The 18,259-nt window shown below is 37.2% G+C and carries 22 protein-coding genes; all 22 read right to left on the minus strand.

Translation table 11 applies throughout. From position 1 onward, the window contains the following. Positions 1-140: 140 nt before the first annotated feature. On the minus strand, positions 141-461 hold the full coding sequence (locus tag ACH3O9_RS04800; RefSeq protein ID WP_028376588.1) for a four-helix bundle copper-binding protein: 321 nt from the start codon (positions 459-461) through the stop codon (positions 141-143). Between the two features lie 143 nt (positions 462-604). Beyond that, positions 605-1,171 (minus strand): helix-turn-helix domain-containing protein, encoded by a 567-nt coding sequence (locus tag ACH3O9_RS04805; protein ID WP_013073615.1) that lies wholly within the window; start codon positions 1,169-1,171, stop codon positions 605-607. Positions 1,172-1,183: 12 nt separating this feature from the next. After that, positions 1,184-1,360 carry a hypothetical protein gene (locus tag ACH3O9_RS04810; RefSeq protein ID WP_013073616.1) on the minus strand — a complete coding sequence of 59 codons (177 nt, stop codon included), beginning with the start codon at positions 1,358-1,360 and terminating at the stop codon, positions 1,184-1,186. A 64-nt stretch (positions 1,361-1,424) separates the two neighbouring features. Then, the gene (locus tag ACH3O9_RS04815; RefSeq protein ID WP_013073617.1) at positions 1,425-3,209 is read right to left on the minus strand and encodes an efflux RND transporter periplasmic adaptor subunit; all 1,785 of its coding nucleotides are present in this window, start codon (positions 3,207-3,209) and stop codon (positions 1,425-1,427) included. A 68-nt stretch (positions 3,210-3,277) separates the two neighbouring features. Then, on the minus strand, positions 3,278-3,757 hold the full coding sequence (locus tag ACH3O9_RS04820; protein ID WP_013073618.1) for a DUF305 domain-containing protein: 480 nt from the start codon (positions 3,755-3,757) through the stop codon (positions 3,278-3,280). A gap of 17 nt (positions 3,758-3,774) precedes the next feature. Then, on the minus strand, positions 3,775-4,488 hold the full coding sequence (locus ACH3O9_RS04825) for a PepSY domain-containing protein (RefSeq protein ID WP_028376590.1): 714 nt from the start codon (positions 4,486-4,488) through the stop codon (positions 3,775-3,777). A gap of 2 nt (positions 4,489-4,490) precedes the next feature. Then, the gene (locus ACH3O9_RS04830) at positions 4,491-7,028 is read right to left on the minus strand and encodes a heavy metal translocating P-type ATPase (protein WP_028376591.1); all 2,538 of its coding nucleotides are present in this window, start codon (positions 7,026-7,028) and stop codon (positions 4,491-4,493) included. A 14-nt stretch (positions 7,029-7,042) separates the two neighbouring features. After that, positions 7,043-8,398: an APC family permease gene (locus ACH3O9_RS04835; RefSeq protein ID WP_013073621.1), complete on the minus strand. Its 1,356-nt coding sequence runs from the start codon at positions 8,396-8,398 to the stop codon at positions 7,043-7,045. Positions 8,399-8,472: 74 nt separating this feature from the next. After that, positions 8,473-8,766, minus strand: a complete 294-nt coding sequence (locus ACH3O9_RS04840; RefSeq protein WP_013073622.1) for a hypothetical protein — start codon at positions 8,764-8,766, stop codon at positions 8,473-8,475. A 157-nt stretch (positions 8,767-8,923) separates the two neighbouring features. After that, the gene (locus ACH3O9_RS04845) at positions 8,924-9,466 is read right to left on the minus strand and encodes a hypothetical protein (RefSeq protein ID WP_013073623.1); all 543 of its coding nucleotides are present in this window, start codon (positions 9,464-9,466) and stop codon (positions 8,924-8,926) included. A 71-nt stretch (positions 9,467-9,537) separates the two neighbouring features. Beyond that, positions 9,538-10,836: a hypothetical protein gene (locus tag ACH3O9_RS04850; protein WP_231556137.1), complete on the minus strand. Its 1,299-nt coding sequence runs from the start codon at positions 10,834-10,836 to the stop codon at positions 9,538-9,540. Continuing rightward, positions 10,791-11,273, minus strand: coding sequence for a YybH family protein (locus ACH3O9_RS04855; RefSeq protein ID WP_013073625.1), 483 nt, complete (start codon positions 11,271-11,273; stop codon positions 10,791-10,793). Before ACH3O9_RS04855 ends, ACH3O9_RS04850 begins: the two co-directional genes overlap by 46 nt. A gap of 18 nt (positions 11,274-11,291) precedes the next feature. Then, positions 11,292-11,849: a potassium channel family protein gene (locus tag ACH3O9_RS04860; protein ID WP_013073626.1), complete on the minus strand. Its 558-nt coding sequence runs from the start codon at positions 11,847-11,849 to the stop codon at positions 11,292-11,294. Between the two features lie 257 nt (positions 11,850-12,106). After that, a complete protein-coding gene (locus ACH3O9_RS04865; protein ID WP_013073627.1) occupies positions 12,107-12,703 on the minus strand; it encodes a DUF4136 domain-containing protein in 597 nt (198 codons plus the stop codon). Between the two features lie 29 nt (positions 12,704-12,732). Beyond that, complete coding sequence (locus ACH3O9_RS04870) at positions 12,733-13,260, minus strand: YceI family protein (RefSeq protein WP_241077759.1); 528 nt, start codon at positions 13,258-13,260, stop codon at positions 12,733-12,735. 13 nt (positions 13,261-13,273) lie between these two features. After that, positions 13,274-14,800, minus strand: a complete 1,527-nt coding sequence (locus ACH3O9_RS04875; protein WP_028376592.1) for an FMN-binding glutamate synthase family protein — start codon at positions 14,798-14,800, stop codon at positions 13,274-13,276. 9 nt (positions 14,801-14,809) lie between these two features. After that, positions 14,810-15,484 (minus strand): DUF2231 domain-containing protein, encoded by a 675-nt coding sequence (locus tag ACH3O9_RS04880; RefSeq protein ID WP_013073630.1) that lies wholly within the window; start codon positions 15,482-15,484, stop codon positions 14,810-14,812. A 16-nt stretch (positions 15,485-15,500) separates the two neighbouring features. Beyond that, entirely contained in the window at positions 15,501-15,638 is a 138-nt protein-coding gene (locus tag ACH3O9_RS04885) for a hypothetical protein (protein ID WP_008610782.1), read from the minus strand. A gap of 410 nt (positions 15,639-16,048) precedes the next feature. Further along, positions 16,049-16,480: a hypothetical protein gene (locus tag ACH3O9_RS04890; protein WP_008610780.1), complete on the minus strand. Its 432-nt coding sequence runs from the start codon at positions 16,478-16,480 to the stop codon at positions 16,049-16,051. A gap of 56 nt (positions 16,481-16,536) precedes the next feature. After that, complete coding sequence (locus ACH3O9_RS04895; protein ID WP_008610779.1) at positions 16,537-17,097, minus strand: DUF3347 domain-containing protein; 561 nt, start codon at positions 17,095-17,097, stop codon at positions 16,537-16,539. A gap of 23 nt (positions 17,098-17,120) precedes the next feature. Next, positions 17,121-17,573 carry a heme-binding domain-containing protein gene (locus ACH3O9_RS04900; protein ID WP_013073632.1) on the minus strand — a complete coding sequence of 151 codons (453 nt, stop codon included), beginning with the start codon at positions 17,571-17,573 and terminating at the stop codon, positions 17,121-17,123. After that, positions 17,574-18,161, minus strand: coding sequence for a DUF3347 domain-containing protein (locus ACH3O9_RS04905; RefSeq protein ID WP_013073633.1), 588 nt, complete (start codon positions 18,159-18,161; stop codon positions 17,574-17,576). Between the last annotated feature and the right edge of the window lie 98 nt (positions 18,162-18,259).

Here is an 18,259-nt window from a genome sequence, read left to right on the forward strand (position 1 = left end):
ATGTAATTTTCCCAAGTTTCCGATACAAACAAGATAACTTATACCCGATTTTTTATAAAACAAAAGACTACAATGTGAGTTGTAGCCTTTCGGAATTTGAGGTTGTTGCACCTCACTATAATGAATTGAGATAAGTTGTATTATTTTAAATATTCGTTACAAGCTTCCTCACATTTTCTACAGGCATCTGCACATTCTTGACAGTGTTTGTGGTCGTGCTTGGCACATACATCAGCGCATTTTTTACAGATATCACGGCATTGTTCTACCATACCTCTAACATCTTTATAATTTGACGCAAGCAAATTTGCTGTTGCACTACAGATTGCAGCACAAGCCCTATCAGTTCTTATACAATCTACCATCATCTTGACGTTTTCTTCGCCAAGACAAGCATCTGCACAGTAATTACAATGTGCTACACAATTGTTTAAAGCTTCGATTAATTTTGAATTTTTCATAAATATATTAGAATTTAAATTGTTAAAAATAGTCCACTACTATAGCGGATATTACTAAAGACAATTTAATGTATGTAATATCGTTTTTTGTTATAAAATATGCCGAATGATTTGTAAAATTTTCGGATTAACAGAATTTAACATCATATTTTATCCAAATATTTACGATTCTGATTTGTGCTTTTTTTAAACTGTGTAGGTGTCATTCCTGTAACCTTTTTAAATTGATTGCTTAAGTATGCAACACTACTATAATGAAGTTTAAATGCTATTTCACTCAAGGTTAATTCATCGTAAACTATAAGTTCTTTAACACGTTCAATTTTCTGGTTTATGATGTACTGCTCGAACGTAATATTTTCTACCGACGAAAAAAGTGAACTTAAATATTTGTAGTCCAAGTGAAGTTCGCCTGTAACAATATCTGCCCATTTGAAATCGAGCTCCTCGGAAGAATGATGGATTTTATCTACAACCAATGTTTTCATTTGTTCAATAAGTTGACTTTTACGGTCGTCAATCAAACTAAAACCTGAATTTTGAAGCGCTTTGGAAAGACTATTTTTTGTGTTGGGACTTAACGATGAAACTAATTTAACCTCCCCCAATTTTATAGAAACATACAGTATTTTAAGTTGTTCCAAAATATTGGAAACTGCTGAGATACATCTTGGGCAGACCATATTTTTAATATGGATAGTCTCATTCATATAGTACTTGTTTCAAAATAATTTTAATCCAGATTTGTATAGAGAATAATAAACGGCAGCTGTTGCAGCAACTACAAAAATCAATACTATCACAACTAAAGCTATAATTTTATCTTTTTTTGGAATATCACTTTTAGGCTGATGTTTCTTTCTGTCATTTTTTCTTCTATTTCTTCTACTCTCACTCATCCTCGTTCTCCTTCAAAAAATCAAGATGACTAATTTAAACTACCCAATTAAGTATAGTTTTAAACTATTGTACGGTTTCTGTTACTTCACCACAGTTTAGCATTGCTTGTCCGTAGTAGGGATTTTGTATTTCTTTTTCCGTGCTCAACCAATATGCGCCTTCATTATTATTTGCCATTGGACAAAAATCTATGTAAATTTCTTGGTTGATGCCAAACGCTTTCATTGCATTTATGAGGTGTGCTGAAAGACTGATAAAATGATTTCTCTGGGTTTTAATATCGGATGTCTGGGCAATTTCATTTGAGGAAGCCTTCAATTCTTTTTCAAGTTGCGCCCAGTGGTTATTCGCATTTTTATCCTTTAGCAAAGCAAGGTCAACTTGTGTTAAACTTTTCTGTAAGGTCTGTGCGGCCGTTTTTGCTTTTTCACTTTGGTCGTTTGTCAATGCTGTTTTAAGCATAATATAATCATCAAAAACTGTTTTGAGCTGCTCTTGGAATTTGGAAGCTACATCCATACGCTTGGCGGCATCAACTGTGTTGTTTAAATTTTCCATTCCCAAATGCCCTTCGTGACCTGTCATTGTTTTACCACCTGATGCATTCATCATAGATTTTTTTCCTTGTAACTGTGCAGCGGCATCTACGGTAAATGTTCCGTTGGTTACCACTTCATCGCCGTTAGAAAGCCCTTCGATAATGGTATAGTTCTCACCATTTTTCGTTCCCAAAGTCACTTCTTGCATTTCAAAAACGGGTTCATTGGGATTGGTCTTTACGTACACCAATGAGCGCTCGCCTGTCCACATTACTGCCGTTGCAGGTATGCTTATCGCAATTTCCATAGTATTGCCTTTTGTCATTGCCACTTTTGCGGTTACGAACATTCCTGGTTTTAATAGATTTTCCTTATTGTTCAATGTGGCGCGCACTGAAACAGTTCTGGACTTTGTATTCAAAGTAGGGTCGATAAATGAAACTGATGCTTCAAATTCTTTATTGGGATAAGCGTTACTAGTGATTGTTACCTTTTGACCTTCCTTTAGTTGCGAGATTTGTCTTTCGTAGGCGTCAAACATTGCCCAAACAGTACCCAAATCACTTACTTTAACAATGGGCTGGCCTTGTTTTACATAGTCGCCTTCTTCTGCCATTTTTTGGGAAACGGTGCCTGAAACAGTTGCATAAATCGGAAAATTTTCCCGCACCTTGCCAGAACTTTCTATTTGGTCTATTTGGCTTTCAGAAAGTTTCCACAATTTTAATTTGTTTCGAACTGCTTTGTATAAACCTGGTTGTGATTCTTTCAGGTCAGAAGCAGTTAAAAGTTCTTGTTGGGCAGCAACGAGCGTTGGTGCATAAATCGTTGCCAACAACTGTCCTTTTCGTACTTCTTCGCCCGTGAAATTGACATTCAACTTTTCAATACGTCCTTCAAAATAGCTTGCCTGTACCGCATTGGCTTCTTCGTTGGCCATTATTTTTCCGGAAAGTGTTATTTTGTTATCGTCGGTTCCTGAAATATTTCCTACAATTGTAGTTTGGATATTCGCCAGTGCCATTGCATTGTCGCTCATTTTTATTTCGTTCATTGCAAGCCCTTCCGCACCAGTTTCGGCGGGAATTAAATCCATACCGCATATTGGGCAGTCGCCAGGTTCTGGTTGCATAATCTGTGGGTGCATTGAACAGGTCCACATTTGATGTTCTTCGGAGTGGTTAACGTCTTCGCTCAAATCTGTTACTTTCTTGCTGTTTACGGAACCTTCCGCAGAAGGGCCAAAAAAGACATAGCCCAAGACCAATCCTATGGCTAAAATTGCGGTATAAATGATGTATTTTTTCATAGTATATTTTTTTATTTCTTTATAAAACCCAACAGATTTTAAGACCAGTTAGGTTTTGGTAATTATTATTATTCTGCTTGCAAACGCTTTATCATTGCTTTCATTTCTCCAATTTCTTTACGTTGTGCTTTGATAATATCATCAGCCAGTTTGCGCACTTCAGGGTCTTTGATATCGGCTCTTTCACTTGTTAAAATTGCAATTGAGTGATGGGGAATCATTGCTTTCATCCACAGAATATCGCCAATGATTGGGCTTTGTGCCCTAACCAAACCAAGTGCGCCTAAAAATAGCACCAAGCTACCTAATAAAATAGCGATGTTCTTTTTCTTGTTTTGATACATTTTCCGCATAAAAAACCACATTATTACTGCCATTGCTGCAATACCCAAACAACTCATATAGAATCTGGTTAAACTAAAATATACGTGGTCTAACGCATAACTATTTAGATACATCGTGATGTACATTGCAATAAAAGATGCGACAAGCATCAAAATAAATTTTGTGTAATTGCCTTTGTTTGTGTGTTGATTTGAATTTTTCATTGTTTTAGAGTTTTTGGTTATGATTTAATTATTTTCTTTTTTAATTTTCTAATGGTTGGCGAGGAGGTGTACCACAGCAGGAATCCGCTTAACACCGTAATCAATCCCAAGAGCGAAAACGCCCTTAATACAATGGTATTGAAATTGTCGCGCGTGTCATAATCCATTGTGTGGGTCATCCATAAAAAGTCGAACCAACGCCACGCTCGATGCCTTACAGTCTGGAATTTTCCGTCTGTTACCGAAACATAAGCATTAAGAGCTTCATCGGTATCATATGAAATAACATAGGCTGGCAATAGCTTTTCCCGATATTCGTGATAGTCGTCCACTTCGGTTATTTTTTCGATGTTGGCGACTTTCAAACCATCTTTCATATAGTTTTTGGCAACAGACAAGGCCTCTTCTTCCGTAATATTTTTTTTTGCTTTCCCAGTTTTTGCACTGTACAATTTTTGATTGTTTATCCAGTAATAAGGCTCGTTGTTGATGTCCCTAATTTCGATACTTCCAATGCCTTCAGGATTGTTTATTTGTGAAGGACTTATTAAATCATCAAAGGCTTTGGGCACGTAATCTAAATTACAGAATTGGTCACCGTGAATGTCGTCTATGTTTGTCCAACTGAAATACATTCCGCTAATGGTCCAAAACAGGAACTGTACCCCCAAAAAGAGCCCCAAATATCTGTGGGTCTTTCGTATTTTTAGTGCGGTTTTCCTTTTCACCATCTTTAAAGTTTTAACGAACGTAACCGCAAAGCGTTCATAATAACGGAAACTGAACTAAAGCTCATTGCCAAAGCCGCTATCATTGGTGATAATAACAACCCGAAAATAGGGAACAAAACACCTGCTGCGATTGGGATTCCTAAAATGTTATATCCTAAAGCCCAAAATAGGTTTTGCTTGATGTTACGCATTACACCGTCGCTCAATTCCCGTGCCTTGACAATACCGTGCAAATCGCCTTTTACCAAGGTTATCATTGCACTTTCAATGGCAACATCTGTTCCTGTTCCCATTGCGATACCAACATCACTTTTTGCCAAGGCTGGCGCATCATTGATGCCGTCGCCTGCCATTGCTACAACTTTTCCGCTGTTCTGTAATTTTTCTACTTCCTGAAGTTTGTTTTCGGGCAACATTCCTGCTTTAAAATCAGCAAGATTTAATTCTTTTGCGACCGCTTGGGCAGTATCGTGATTGTCGCCAGTAAGCATTATTACTGCGATACCTTTGTCTTGAAGTGCTTTGATCGCTTTGGCGCTGGTCGCCTTTATTTTGTCGCCAATGACAACATATCCCACAACTTTTGAATCGATGGATAGGTATGAAACTGTTTTTCCTTGCTTTTGAAAACTTTGTGCTTCGGTTTCCATTTCCGAAGTTAATTCAGCCTTGGCGTATGCCATCATTTTGGAATTCCCTAAATCCACTTTTTTCCCGTTGATGTTTCCTTCAACACCTTTTCCGGTAACTGCGCTAAACTTTTCAGCGCTCAAAAACTCAACATTCTTTTCTTTACCATATTTTACAGTTGCTTCGGCAAGCGGATGCTCGCTTTTGCTGTTTAGGGAAACGATGTATTGAAGCACTTCTTTTTCTGAAAAATTAGTTCCGAAGGCTCCGACTTTTTCAACCGTTGGTTTGCCTTCTGTTATGGTTCCTGTTTTATCGATAATAAGTGTATCCACCTTGTCCATTTTTTCCAAAGCTTCGGCATTTTTTATGAGCACACCATTTTGTGCGCCCTTACCAACACCGACCATAATGGACATTGGTGTTGCCAAGCCCAAGGCACAGGGACAGGCGATAATCAATACTGCAATTGCATTTACAAAGGCATAAACATAGACGGGTTCCGGACCAAAAATAGCCCAAACCACAAATGTGATAATGGAAATAAGGACAACTATGGGTACAAAATATCCCGAGACGGTATCCGCCAATTTTTGGATTGGTGCACGACTGCGACTGGCATTATTGACCATTTGGATAATTTGGGACAGTAGGGTATCTGCACCCACCTTTTCGGCTTTCATCAAAAAAGATTGGTTGCCGTTGATGGTGCCACTGGTAACTTTGTCATTTGCCGCTTTGTTTACGGGAATAGGTTCGCCTGTAATCATAGATTCATCGACCGTTGTACTACCTTCGGAAATCACGCCATCAACTGGAATTTTTTCGCCTGGTTTCACCCGTAGGATATCGCCCAATTTAATGCTATCAATCGTAACCTCTTCTTCCTTGCCATCTTTGACTAGTATGGCCTTGTTTGGCGCGAGCTTTAGCAATTCCTTTATTGCTGAATTGGTTTTGCCGTGGGCACGTGCTTCCAAAACCTGACCCAAGAGCACCAAGGTCAAAATAATAGTGGATACTTCATAATATACGTGAACGGCACCAGATTCTGTTTTGAACTGTGCCGGGAAAAAATCGGGAAAAAGCATACCGAATACGCTGAATAACCACGCTGCGCCAGCACCAATGCCGATTAGGGTAAACATATTGAGGTTCCAGGTTTTGATGCTTTTATAGGCACGTTCAAAGAACATCCACGTAGCATAAAACACCACAGGAATTGAAAGTGCAAGCTGAATCCAGTTCCAGTTTTTTTGCTTCATTACCGTATATAACGGATTATTCGGAATCATATCGCTCATTGCGATTAAGAAAATAGGTAAGGTAAAGGCGACTGCAATCCAGAATTTCTTGAGTAATTTGTTATAGGTCTTTTCTTCGGCTGAACTATCTGCTTCCATTGGGACTAAGTCCATCCCACAGATTGGGCAGGCTCCAGGTTCATCTTTTACAATTTCCGGGTGCATTGGGCAAGTCCATTGTTCAGAAGTTTTTGCAGATAAATTTTGCTCTTCAACTAAATCCATTCCGCAGACAGGACAGTCTCCAGTTTTTTCATATGTTTTGTCTCCCTCACAATGCATCGGACAGTAAAAAGTGCCAGTTCCTTTACCTTTAGGTTTTTCATTTTTTGCTTTCGTACTTCGACTACGCTCAGCATCAACTCCGGCGGTATCGTTTTGATGATGTCGCTCTCCAGATTTGTGGATAGAATAAGTACCACCTTCTTTTTTAAGGGCATCTTGGAATTTCTCAATAGGAATATGTGATTCCATTTCAATGGTAGCTTCAGCTTTTGCTAAATTCACAGTAGCCTTTGAGACACCTTTCACTTTGGAAAGTGTTCCTTCTACGTGATTTCGACAACCATTGCAGGTCATTCCGTGTATTTTATAGGTGTGTTTCATAGTATCTGTTATTTTTACATTTTCATTTGTTCTTTTTCACTGTTTTCCATTCCCATATTCATATTTCCGTCTTTATCTGTATGCGATTTCATAAAAATAAATTGAGAAAGAAAAATGAGGGCAATACCAATTGCAGCAACTATTAGTACAAATGGGTCGTTTACATATTTTAAATAGATAAATGCTGCCAAAATAACAACATCCAACAGTATGGCAATTATTGGAATAATCGGGTTGAATTTTACTTCCTTTTTCAAATATTTAAAAAGTCCCCAATGAATAGCAATGTCCATTATCAAATAGAAAATAGCACCAATGGAAGCTATGCGAGTTAAATCGAACAAAACAGTCAAAAGTATCGCTAAAGAAACAGTAAAAATCAGCGAAGGATTTTTAAGTTGCTTCATTCTGTTCATATCAGGAACTTGTTTCATATTGCTTAACATACCCAACATTCGCGAGGCAGAATATACGCTGGCAATTACACCGGAAACTGTTGCAACAATGGCTAGTAAAATAGTTAGCGTTGAACCCCATTCGCCAAATAGAGGTTTTGCTGCTGCTGCGAGAGCATAATCTTTTGCTATTATAATTTCTTCAATACTCAATCCGCCAGCAACCGATAATGCCAAAACAACATAGATAACCGTACAAACGATTATTGATATAATTATGGAACGCCCTACATTTTTATGAGGATTTTTTATATCGCCACCTTGATTGGTAATGGTCGTAAATCCTTTGTATGCAAGGATAGACAAGGCCAATGCGGCAATAAATCCAAAACCTTCAGGCAGGGATTGGCCATTGGCAGCACTATAAGTACCTGTGATTGTGGGTAAACCAGAAATAACCAATCCTGATATAGCAAGAACTGCAATACCCACTACTTTAATAATTGCAGTAATGGTAGCGGTAGTCTCAATAATCTTGTTACCCGAAATATTGATGATATATGCAGCAACAATAAGCAATACACCCAATGCAGATGCATAACCTTCATATCCTTGCGGAAACAGTCGTAACGCATACGCCCCAAAAGTACCTGCCACTAAACTTTCTGAGACAACCATTGATACATACATCAGCAAAGAAAATGAACCAGCAAGTGTACCTGGTAAATAGGCCTTTGTCAAAAATTTAGCAACACCTCCAGAAGAAGGATAGGCGTTTGAAAATTTAACATACGAATAGGAGCTAAAGCCTACTACAACTGCGCCTGCGATAAAAGCAATAGGAAATAAATCGCCGACTAATTCGGCTATCTGCCCCATTAAAACAAAAATACCTGCACCAATCATTACGCCTGTACCTAAAGATACAGAGCCTAATAATGAGAGCTTTTGGGTATTTATTTTTAATGGTTTCATCTCGAAATTTCTATTTAATCTGATTACAATATTGGTTGCGGGTCACTTTTTATATGTTATATATATGTTTCAAATTACCTTAATTTTTTTCGGATTGCCTCAGAAATATTTTCAGAGTAAACCCCATAAGCATCCACCAATAAGCCTTTTATTCCATTTTTGGAAGAAATGGCATATAGTACACTATTGTCATCTGTGCTACTCATTCCTTCAAAACGATGCATCTCGTCCACCTCAAAATCTTCTGGATGGAATTTCAACTTTAGAGCATTACATTCCAGATGTTTCTCTTTCAAATTGAAATCAACAGTGTAGCCTTTAGCCTGTAAATGAGCCATAGTTTCAGAAAGTGTATCGTAGCTTTTCATATTATAATAGTGCCCGACTTGGGAAGGAGTTTTAACTAATCAACAATGAAAAATTTTCCATTCCCTTCCCACATCAGGACTTATTTTATGTTCTCTTGGCCTGTTTTAAATATCATAAATACTCTTATCATTCTTTTTGAATATAGAAAACACATAGTTATTCCAATTTCAGCACCAATTGTGCAAATTGCACATTTATTGTTTTATCCAAACCTTGCATTAAAGAATCTAACCCCGTATCTGAAACCAAAACCTGTCCCGTTGCACTTATCAGACAAGACATATTTATGCCCTGTTCTATATGGGTAATGGTTGCTTTAAACTGTGATTTATAGGTTTCCCCTTGATATAAAACATCAACCAGCCAATTAAAATTGATAGGGTCGTGCCGTTTTGATAAAAAATCAACGGATGGAATAGTACCTGTAAACCGAAGAATTGCAGGTGCTTCCCCTTCTTGTATAATGGCATTTAATTCAGGAAGGTCTGTTACTAAAGTTTTAAGGTCTAGAACACCATTTACTACTTTAGAATTGTAATCAAGATATAGTGCCAGACTATGGCTTTCTGCCTTGATAGTCTTACCGTCCACCAAAGTCATCATCTCAATATGGCCATCATCGGTTCTATATATTTTTTGAGCCGAAACCTCGAAATATGTTATTAAAAGAACTGCGAACATCAATAGTTTAGTTTTCATAATGTTTATTGTTGCTAATTGTTTTCTATATAAAGTAAGTATAACCATAATCCGCAATTGCCAATTTCAAATCAAACTGATTTTGCTATTTTTTCCATAATTGTAAGGTCTGTACCAAATTTGCAAATCGCATCGCAATGCATCCTCAATTCAGAAAACAAAATATACTTTATATGCATCTTGGAATTTTTGATTACAGGTCGATTCAATTGATGTATGACGTCTTTTTCACGATGGTTTGGAATGATGATATAAAAAACCTCATCGCCATCGGAAATGCTGAAATATAAATCGGACAGTCTTAAAATTCCTGAATAGATACTGGTGCTTTTTTCAACCTCAAAAGCGGCTACTATATTATTGGTTCCCTTTTCAAACCAAAGCACATCAATGAGTTTAATGGTGGTTTGGGTTTCCTTATCGCAAGGAAGCGCTGGAAATGTTTTCATTGAAATGAACGAAAAACTTTGACCGCCAAAAGATTTACTTTTATCGTTGCTGGCAGGTGTAACGTCAAAACCAAGTGAAATGCCGATTTTCAATAAATGGTATTGCATTTCGTCGTGAAGTTTCTCTTCCTGCTTTTCTTCCTGAATTTCCCTTTGCCGTTTTACGATGTTTTTTTCAAATTTGACCCGTTCGGCCTCACTTAAATATTCGTCGTTACCTATGAGCATTTTTTGGGTGCCAATCTCGAAACACAATCCTGCAATTGCGCCTAAATCGTTTGACAGTTCCGTTTTGTTTTTAGTATTGGTTTCTATCAAGATTTCCCTGATTTTCAGATACTCCGTCCAACTTCCCAATTTCTTTTTATCCTTGAACAGAAAATTAAACCCATTTAGTATGGCCGTATTAAATGGTGGAAACCAAGTGGGATGCAAAAAATATAAAATACTTGCTACCGCTGGGCCGAGGCCTTTTACTTTGAGTGCATCCAACTTTACGATTTCCCTTACGACCTGTTCTTCCGTTTTGGCATTAATACAGTTTTCCAAAAATTGACCAAAAGCTATTTTATTGTCCTGATTTTCATAGATATCAGGAATGCGCAGTTTCGGCTTCCAATAAAAAGGATGCGCCACACCCGCAAAAACTTGCTTTTGCTCTGCAATGCTGCCCAACACAAATTCCAGACTGCTTTCCTTAAAATCGTTTGGGAAGGTTTTGTTTTTAATGTCCTCAATCACCTGCAAAACGCCTCTACGGATGGTTCTAAACGCCTTCAATCTCTGGTCATTGTCAACAAACCAAGTATTGTAAACACTTTCCGAGTCGGTTTTATATTGATGGATTATTTGAGGAAAATTGCTCATTGTTGCTGTTATTTCGTGTTTCTTGAAGAGGTATGTGTTTTGATGATTTTCCATTCGCCACCCATCTTTTTTAGGATAGACGTTGCCACGCCTTTTTTGCGAATCGTTCGTGTTTCACCTTTTTCATTTGGGTTAAGCACTATGGTATAAATGTAGGTTTCAGTAGTAAAAGCATAGGGCGCATCTACTTTGGCATCGATTTCATAATCAGAAAAGGTAAAACTTTTAAATTCGCCTAATTCTGGTCCAAGATGATGCTCAATGTAATGTGCATACGTGCCTTCGACTCCACCGGATTCAAATACTTCAGAATCTTCTGCAAATAAATTGAACGTGCCTTCAGTTGTCAAATTTTGAATGGCATCCTTGTAGGTTTTCATCACAGCAATAACCGCTTCCGTATCCGTCTTTGCTTTTGTTTCCTGTGCGTTGGATAAGCTGAAAGTAGCAATGAGAATTGTTACGAGTGCAATTGTTTTAATTGTTTTCATAATTTTAGTTTTTAAAGGTTATTTATTATCAACGTGTATTCTATTAATATTTGCAATGCCAAAGACAAGTACCAAAAAGCTCAAGAAAATTTCCATCATTACCAGCGTTTTTCCCGCAATTGAAATTGGTACAATATCGCCATATCCAACCGAGGAAAAAGTTATCAAGCTGAAATAGATAAATTCAAAAAATTGCAAGAAGAATGAACCATTGAGCGAAGTACTCTCTTTGAAATTTTCAGAATTCAAAATATATAACGCGTGATAATCAGTCGTGAATGAAAAAACAATCAAAACAATCAACACCGCAAATAAAGTTAGGACGTGCGCAAGCTGATGGCTTTCGCCTATTATTTTAGCCAATTGTATGAACGTAAGCCGAACGATAAAAATGGTCTTGATTAGAGCCAAAGCCACAATTAAAATAGGTCGCCATAGGCCATTATCATCTGCTTGTGCCCAAAATATATAACTCAGTGATATAGCGATAACCGCCGTTGCGGTAAGCAATACTTTTTTAAAGAGCTGTCCATAAAACCCATTGCCGTTTGATATATCATTTATAGTTTCTTTCACTATTGATTTTTTTAATACATTAATATTAGTTATATCATTGCAACACCAATAAATAAGTATTGATGCCTTGAAAGGATAGATGAAACTCTAGTGGCCACTCCATAAAAATATACATCCTGAAAATCCAGTATTTACAATAAGATTTTCTTTCACAAAATTTCTAGTGCCTAACAAGGGGGGACTAAAACCAACCATCAACATTGACCCTTCCCTAATTAGGGCTTTTTTTCTTGATATCTTTTTATATCATTTTAAGCTCAGTTTTTTACAGTATTCCCATATTGATATTTTGCAAATATTTTTGCCACCGCCTCCTTAATTTCCTTTTGCTTGTCGGTGGTATTTGCGTGCAGCACATCTGGCGCAAATCCTTGCCAGACTAATTGACGGCGTTTCATATCTATAAGTTCTATGACAACGCCACCTTCTTTGTGTTCTTGAGATGATTGGTAACCGCCATAATATCCATAACCGTAAGACCCGAAATGACCATAACCGTGACCATAAGAAGGAAAATAAGGGTAGCCACCACCTGTGTTTATATCTCTTGTCTGTACAACGATACGGGAATCTACCAATAAATCAGGATTGCTCTTATTCAAGACGTAGCCTTTATTTTCCATTTGTTCCTGAATGGCGCCTTTTAACCGTTTCTTTATCAATGTGTTGAAAAATAACGGTTCGTTTTCCTTGTCGCTGTCCATTTGAAAATCATCGGACCAGTAAAAGGTTTTGTAGGTTCCAAACTGTGCTTCTTGGTCATAATCGGTAACGATGGCCGAAGAAGTGACCGAACAACTTACTGCGGTAATGCTTATTAAAAGGCAGACTGCCAATTTTATTAATGTTCTCATAATCCATTTATTTAATTCAACAATCTATTTTATTTCTTCGTAAGTATTGCATCCACACTCAAGTCGTGCTTGTCATTAACTTTTATAAATACCAAACTTGGGCGTTCCAAATTATAATCGGTAATCAATAAAGACCAAGAAGCTGTTAATTGAATTGTATCTTCTGAAACAAGTTTCAACTCAATAGGAATGGTTATTTCCCGAGTAACTCCGGCAAGGGTGAAATCTCCCTTTGCGTTGAGCGTTTGTGTCGCTTTTTCTTCAAAATTAAAATCGTCCATAAATTTTCCTTCAAAAACAACATTGGGTTTTTTTTCCGCTTTTACCAGATCATACATATGTCCATCCCGTTTTTCATTATCTGTCTTTATGGATTTTACAGGAACCGAAAAGGTCAACGTGCCGTCCTTAAAACCTATGGTGCCCTGTAAATCATCAGATTTGCCGATATAGGAATTAAGTGGCATTTTTGCCTTAAAGGATGCGGTTCCTTCCTTTACTATATAATTTTGGGCCTTTATAGATACATTGCTTGAAAACAACAGTATTATTAACAAATAAATTAAGTTTTTACCCATTACTTTTTATTTTTCGACCATTCAATCCATTTGAGTATAACTCTTGATATGTCTTGGTCTCATTCTCATTGATTCGGCGGACAATATACTTTTTGTCGATACCCTTTCTATTTTCAATACCCATTGATTTTAGCAGTTCCTTAAAACCTTCGATGGTATTTTTATGATAGTTGGCAACTTTGGTTTTTTTATCTTTTACAACAATGGATGCAACTCGGGAAGGCACCATTGTGGTAATTCCCGTAGGGCAGGTATCCAAATTGCATTTTAGCGATTGCACACAGCCCAAGGCAAACATCATCCCTCTTGCGCTATAACAGGCATCTGCGCCGAGCGCCATCATTCTATAGATATCAAAAGCGGATATAATTTTACCAGCTGCCATTACTTTAATTTCATCTCGCAACCCATACTTTTTAAGAATGCCGTTTGCGAAATGGATGGCTTCAATTATTGGCATACCGGCCCAATGTAAGGATTCCATATGGGCAGCACCAGAGCCACCTTCGGCACCGTCAATGGCTATAAAGTCTGGGCAATTTTGCTTTTCGGCAAAGGTTTGAACCATTCTTTCAAACTCATCTTGTTGACCAATGCACAGCTTTATTCCCACAGGTTTTCCTTTAGAGAGTTTTCTCAATTTTCTAATGAAGCGTAGCATTTCAACGTCATTGTCGAATGCCGAATGAAAGGCTGGGGAATGAATTTCCGTTCCCTGCTCCACATCCCTGAATTTGGCAATTTCCTTTGTGTTCTTCTTTGCCGGCAAAATTGCCCCAAAGCCAGGTTTGGCACCTTGCGATATTTTTATTTCAATCATTTTCACTACATCGTTGGTTGCGATATCGGCGAATTTTTTGGCGTCAAAATTTCCTTCTGCATCACGACATCCAAAATAGCCTGTTCCAAACTGAAAGATAATATCTGCACCGTATTCTTGATGATAGGGTGTAAAGCCACCTTCGCCGGTGTTTTGAGCAAAACCTGCTATTTTCGCACCACCGTTAAAAGCAAGGGTAGCATTTTTGCTTATGGAACCAAAACTCATTCCCGCAAGGTTGAGAATGCTGGCAGAGTAAGGTTTTAAGCAGTGGGAACTTCCTATAAGAACTCTAAAGTCGTCATTGATTTGTTTTGCAGGATATGTGGAATGGGTAAACCACTCGCGCCCCACTTTGTCATACGGAATCTGTGTTCCAAAAGGTTGATTTATAAGCGCATCGGCAGCTCTTTTATAGACAATTTCCTTTTGAATTAAAGTAAAGGGTTGCCCTTCGGTACGGTTGAGCAATAATGTTTCCTGAATAACGTGGCGTTGCTCCTCAAGAAGATTTGTGATTCTACCAAGCAAAGGGTAGGTTCTCCTAATATTATTTGATTCTTGAAAATAGTCCACAAGACCGAGAACGAGTAAAGGAAGGATAATCAATCCAATCCACCACAAATGGGGATGCCAAAATACCATAACGATATATGCAGCAACTAAAAATATAGCGGTTATAATAAATCCTTTTCTCATTTTTCAGTATTAATGTGAATGTTCATCACTTTCTCCGTGACCTTCTTCGTTTTCGTTACCAAGATATTTCCCCTGTGGGCCAACTCCTTCAATATGCACGAGCTGTGAACCATAGTGTCCTGCCTGTGCTACTGAATATCCTGCAAAAGCCATAACTACAAATACCCCAATTTCAAAACCTCGCTTTAATTTGTACCAGAAGAGGCTTACTATTTTTAATAGGGCTGCCAAAGCACTTGCCCATAAAGTCCAATCTGCATATTTGTCGTGCAGTTCCAAGACCTTTTTTGCGGTTTCTGTAAGTCCTTCGGTATGTGGGTGCACCAGTGTACCTGCTACGTAAGCTCCGATAAATCCGAATCCTACTGTTAGTAAAATGACCCAATCCAGTGTGCGATTTAAAACGAACAGCTGGATGAGCTGTAACAAAACTGCCAATAAAAGCAGTACAATCGGGAAGTGTACAACTAATGGATGCAGATTAGGGAAATCGTCCAAACCGGCTTCAGTATGGTCTTGTGAGACAGAAATTGGACTGCTTGTTTCAAAAATAGAAAGTGATTTCTCATCCTTGATGTCGGTTTTAGTTTCAGAAACAATAAAATTACTATCAGCAAATACCGTCGAAAAACCTCCAAACAAGGCTAACATCAATACGGTGAAAATTATTTTTTTAGATTTCATTTTATATAGTTTTAAATTAATCACCTGTTAATTGCAAGATCAATACACCTATCACAATAATGGCTATAATGGCATAAATGGTATAATTGAACCATTTTTTGAAGCCACTTCTCTTTTGTTTGGTTTCGCTACCGGTTTTACAACAATCTTTCATCTGTTGATATTTATTTATTTTTAATTATCAGATGTAATTGGCCAATCAACATTTCGCTTGTTATCAACTTTTTTGTATGGCTCATTTCATACTATTTTATTTGTGCCTAATTAAGAGAAAGGGCTTCACTAACCAACCAAAAGTATGTGCCCTCTCTCTTATTAGGACTTAAATTTTTGCCTGACCTGGGAAGGAATTAACACTAACCATCAACATTGTTTTCCTTCCCACGACAGGACTTAATGACTACCCAAGATATCCCAGACATCTTATTTACTTCTGTTAACTAATAAACCAGAGCAACAAAAGATGCTTAGGGAAGGGATTACCTATTGAATAGTCTTTTGTATTTTGCCATATTTAAACTTCCTACTACCATATTATCGGTTTCTTACTTTGTTTATTTACACTCAATTATTTCCTTTTGCAATTAGGCTGTCCAATTCCATATACTTTTCTTTCATTAGGCTTAACGCAAAAGCTCCAGCAGAAGCTGTAAAGACTGAAAAGTCTAATGCTCCTTTTATTCCAGTGGAAAATGTCATTGAAAGCGCAAATAGTAGCAGTAAAAATCCACTCCATTTTGCGAACAATTCTGTTTTAAATCCAATTATCAAGAAGAATGCAAAAATAATTTCAGCTGCGGTTGCAATAATTCCGATTGTTGAAATTAATGAGTCCGGAATCCAAGGATTTATCTGTTGTGTGTAGTTAAGAAAATTATCCCAATTCCCCCACACAGAAACATCTTTGTTCCACAATCCAAATCTATCAGCTACTGCCGATAAAAATCCGATTGATATTGCAAGTCGCAAAAAGAGTTTGATTATTTTAGTCCTCATCTTTGATTATTGTTGGTTGCTTAATTCTCTTGATTTTGGTCAAAAGGATTACAACTTTACTGAATTGTCTTTTGAACTTTCCCACATTTAAGCATTTTGCTGCCATAGTAGGGGTTTTTTACTTCATTACTTGTACTTAACCAAGCACTTCCTTTATCGTACATTGGGCAAAATTGTTCATATAACGTGCTTTTTGTACCCGTAATAGCTACCATATCAGTAATATCCTTACTTAACGTTTTAAAGTGCTCGCGTTGGTGGTCTATCGCACTTTCAGAAATATGTTCTGCGTGCTCGGTAGCATCTTCTATGATATCGGCCAGCTCTTTTTGTTGTTCTTTTGAGTAACTACTCTTATCGAATTTTTTAAGAGAGGCTACCAATTTAGAACCTGATTGTGCCGCTTTCTTGGTGTCATCGCCTACCAAAGCATCTTTCAACATAAAATAATCGGCAAGAACCGTTTCTGCCGCTGGATTCATTTTGTCCATTTTCATTTTACTATGATCCATTTCCATTTCACCGTGCTTGTGGTTCATTTTTTCTTTTTCCTGGGCGTTGGTAAAAGAAACTGCTAACAATAGCATTACTGCTATACTCATTTTTAAATTTTTCATTTTTATTATTTTTAAATTATTGTTTATAAACTATCTTTTAATTGTGTGATAAAATTGATTAATTCTTCTGCCTCCGCTTCAGAAAACTTAGCATCTTTATGTATCAAAGTGTAAGAATCCAAAGGCATTTCTCCGCTTTCTATCTGTTTGATAATTGATCGAAGTTTACTTGATTTTCTTCGGCTTGAAAGCGAATCCCATTCGTTAAAATTAAGTTCGGCCTTGCCTTCTTTAATGTGGTCTTCCAAAAACCAAGCAGCGGGTTGAATCTTATTATACCAAGGATATTGCGTATTGTTACTGTGACAATCATAGCAGGATACCTGTAATTTTTTCTGAATAGTTTCAGGAACATTATGTACCAACATAAAATCAGTTTCGGGAACCGTATAACTTTGATTGCGTTCCGTGGGAATAAATTGAATCCCCACAAACCCTACCAGTGCTATTATTGCTATGATTTTTAAAATTTTCATTTAATTGATTTCCTTTTGCATTTCACCACAGGTCAACATTTTACTTCCATAATAAGGATTCTTAACGTCCTTGCTCATACTTAACCAATTACTACCTCCATCATACATTGGGCAGAATAGTTGATACAAGGTGTTTTCTGTACCGGTTATAGCAACCATATCTGTTACATCCTTACTTATGATTTTAAAATGTTCTCGCTGGTGTGCTATATCACTTTCTGAAATATGTTCTGCGTGTTCTGTGGCATCTTCCATAATATCCTTGAGTTCCTGTTGCTCACTATCTGAATAGCTGGATGCATCAAAATTTCCAAAAGTACTTGCAAGCGTTGCTCCCAATTCTTTTGCCTTATCATTGTCATCGCCTACAAGTGCATCTTTCAAGTTGAAATAATCTTTCAGGATTGCTTCTGCTTTTGCGTCTTGGTTGTCACTCATTGCCATATCATCTTTGTCATCCATAGACTCTTGGTACATCTCATTGCTCATAGGTGCAGCTGGTTCATCTTTTTTTCCGTCCTTACAGGATATAGCCGTAAGGGTTAAGGTCATTACTAAAATACCGACGGTCATTTTTAATTTTTTCATTTTAATTTCGATTTTAATAGTTAATATTTGATTTTAATTTATTGTTATACCTGTTTACACAGCTTAATTTTTTTTTACATAGTGCTATGTCTAACAGA

Origin of the sequence: Leeuwenhoekiella sp. A16 (genome assembly GCF_047946675.1) — a bacterium.
Taxonomy (GTDB): domain Bacteria; phylum Bacteroidota; class Bacteroidia; order Flavobacteriales; family Flavobacteriaceae; genus Leeuwenhoekiella.

Excerpts from the sequence above, each read along its gene's own strand:
- ACH3O9_RS04895 (WP_008610779.1), bottom strand. The coding sequence starts at position 17,097 with ATGAAAAATTTAAAAATGAGTATAGCAGTAATGCTATTGTTAGCAGTT.
- ACH3O9_RS04830 (WP_028376591.1), bottom strand. The coding sequence starts at position 7,028 with ATGAAACACACCTATAAAATACACGGAATGACCTGCAATGGTTGTCGA.
- ACH3O9_RS04855 (WP_013073625.1), bottom strand. The coding sequence starts at position 11,273 with ATGAAAACAATTAAAACAATTGCACTCGTAACAATTCTCATTGCTACT.
- ACH3O9_RS04820 (WP_013073618.1), bottom strand. The coding sequence starts at position 3,757 with ATGAAAAATTCAAATCAACACACAAACAAAGGCAATTACACAAAATTT.
- ACH3O9_RS04900 (WP_013073632.1), bottom strand. The coding sequence starts at position 17,573 with ATGAAAATTTTAAAAATCATAGCAATAATAGCACTGGTAGGGTTTGTG.
- ACH3O9_RS04825 (WP_028376590.1), bottom strand. The coding sequence starts at position 4,488 with ATGGTGAAAAGGAAAACCGCACTAAAAATACGAAAGACCCACAGATAT.
- ACH3O9_RS04805 (WP_013073615.1), bottom strand. The coding sequence starts at position 1,171 with ATGAATGAGACTATCCATATTAAAAATATGGTCTGCCCAAGATGTATC.
- ACH3O9_RS04835 (WP_013073621.1), bottom strand. The coding sequence starts at position 8,398 with ATGAAACCATTAAAAATAAATACCCAAAAGCTCTCATTATTAGGCTCT.
- ACH3O9_RS04800 (WP_028376588.1), bottom strand. The coding sequence starts at position 461 with ATGAAAAATTCAAAATTAATCGAAGCTTTAAACAATTGTGTAGCACAT.
- ACH3O9_RS04905 (WP_013073633.1), bottom strand. The coding sequence starts at position 18,161 with ATGAAAAAATTAAAAATGACCGTCGGTATTTTAGTAATGACCTTAACC.
- ACH3O9_RS04865 (WP_013073627.1), bottom strand. The coding sequence starts at position 12,703 with ATGAGAACATTAATAAAATTGGCAGTCTGCCTTTTAATAAGCATTACC.
- ACH3O9_RS04880 (WP_013073630.1), bottom strand. The coding sequence starts at position 15,484 with ATGAAATCTAAAAAAATAATTTTCACCGTATTGATGTTAGCCTTGTTT.
- ACH3O9_RS04845 (WP_013073623.1), bottom strand. The coding sequence starts at position 9,466 with ATGAAAACTAAACTATTGATGTTCGCAGTTCTTTTAATAACATATTTC.
- ACH3O9_RS04890 (WP_008610780.1), bottom strand. The coding sequence starts at position 16,480 with ATGAGGACTAAAATAATCAAACTCTTTTTGCGACTTGCAATATCAATC.
- ACH3O9_RS04885 (WP_008610782.1), bottom strand. The coding sequence starts at position 15,638 with ATGAAAGATTGTTGTAAAACCGGTAGCGAAACCAAACAAAAGAGAAGT.
- ACH3O9_RS04840 (WP_013073622.1), bottom strand. The coding sequence starts at position 8,766 with ATGAAAAGCTACGATACACTTTCTGAAACTATGGCTCATTTACAGGCT.
- ACH3O9_RS04815 (WP_013073617.1), bottom strand. The coding sequence starts at position 3,209 with ATGAAAAAATACATCATTTATACCGCAATTTTAGCCATAGGATTGGTC.
- ACH3O9_RS04810 (WP_013073616.1), bottom strand. The coding sequence starts at position 1,360 with ATGAGTGAGAGTAGAAGAAATAGAAGAAAAAATGACAGAAAGAAACAT.
- ACH3O9_RS04850 (WP_231556137.1), bottom strand. The coding sequence starts at position 10,836 with ATGGAAAATCATCAAAACACATACCTCTTCAAGAAACACGAAATAACA.
- ACH3O9_RS04875 (WP_028376592.1), bottom strand. The coding sequence starts at position 14,800 with ATGAGAAAAGGATTTATTATAACCGCTATATTTTTAGTTGCTGCATAT.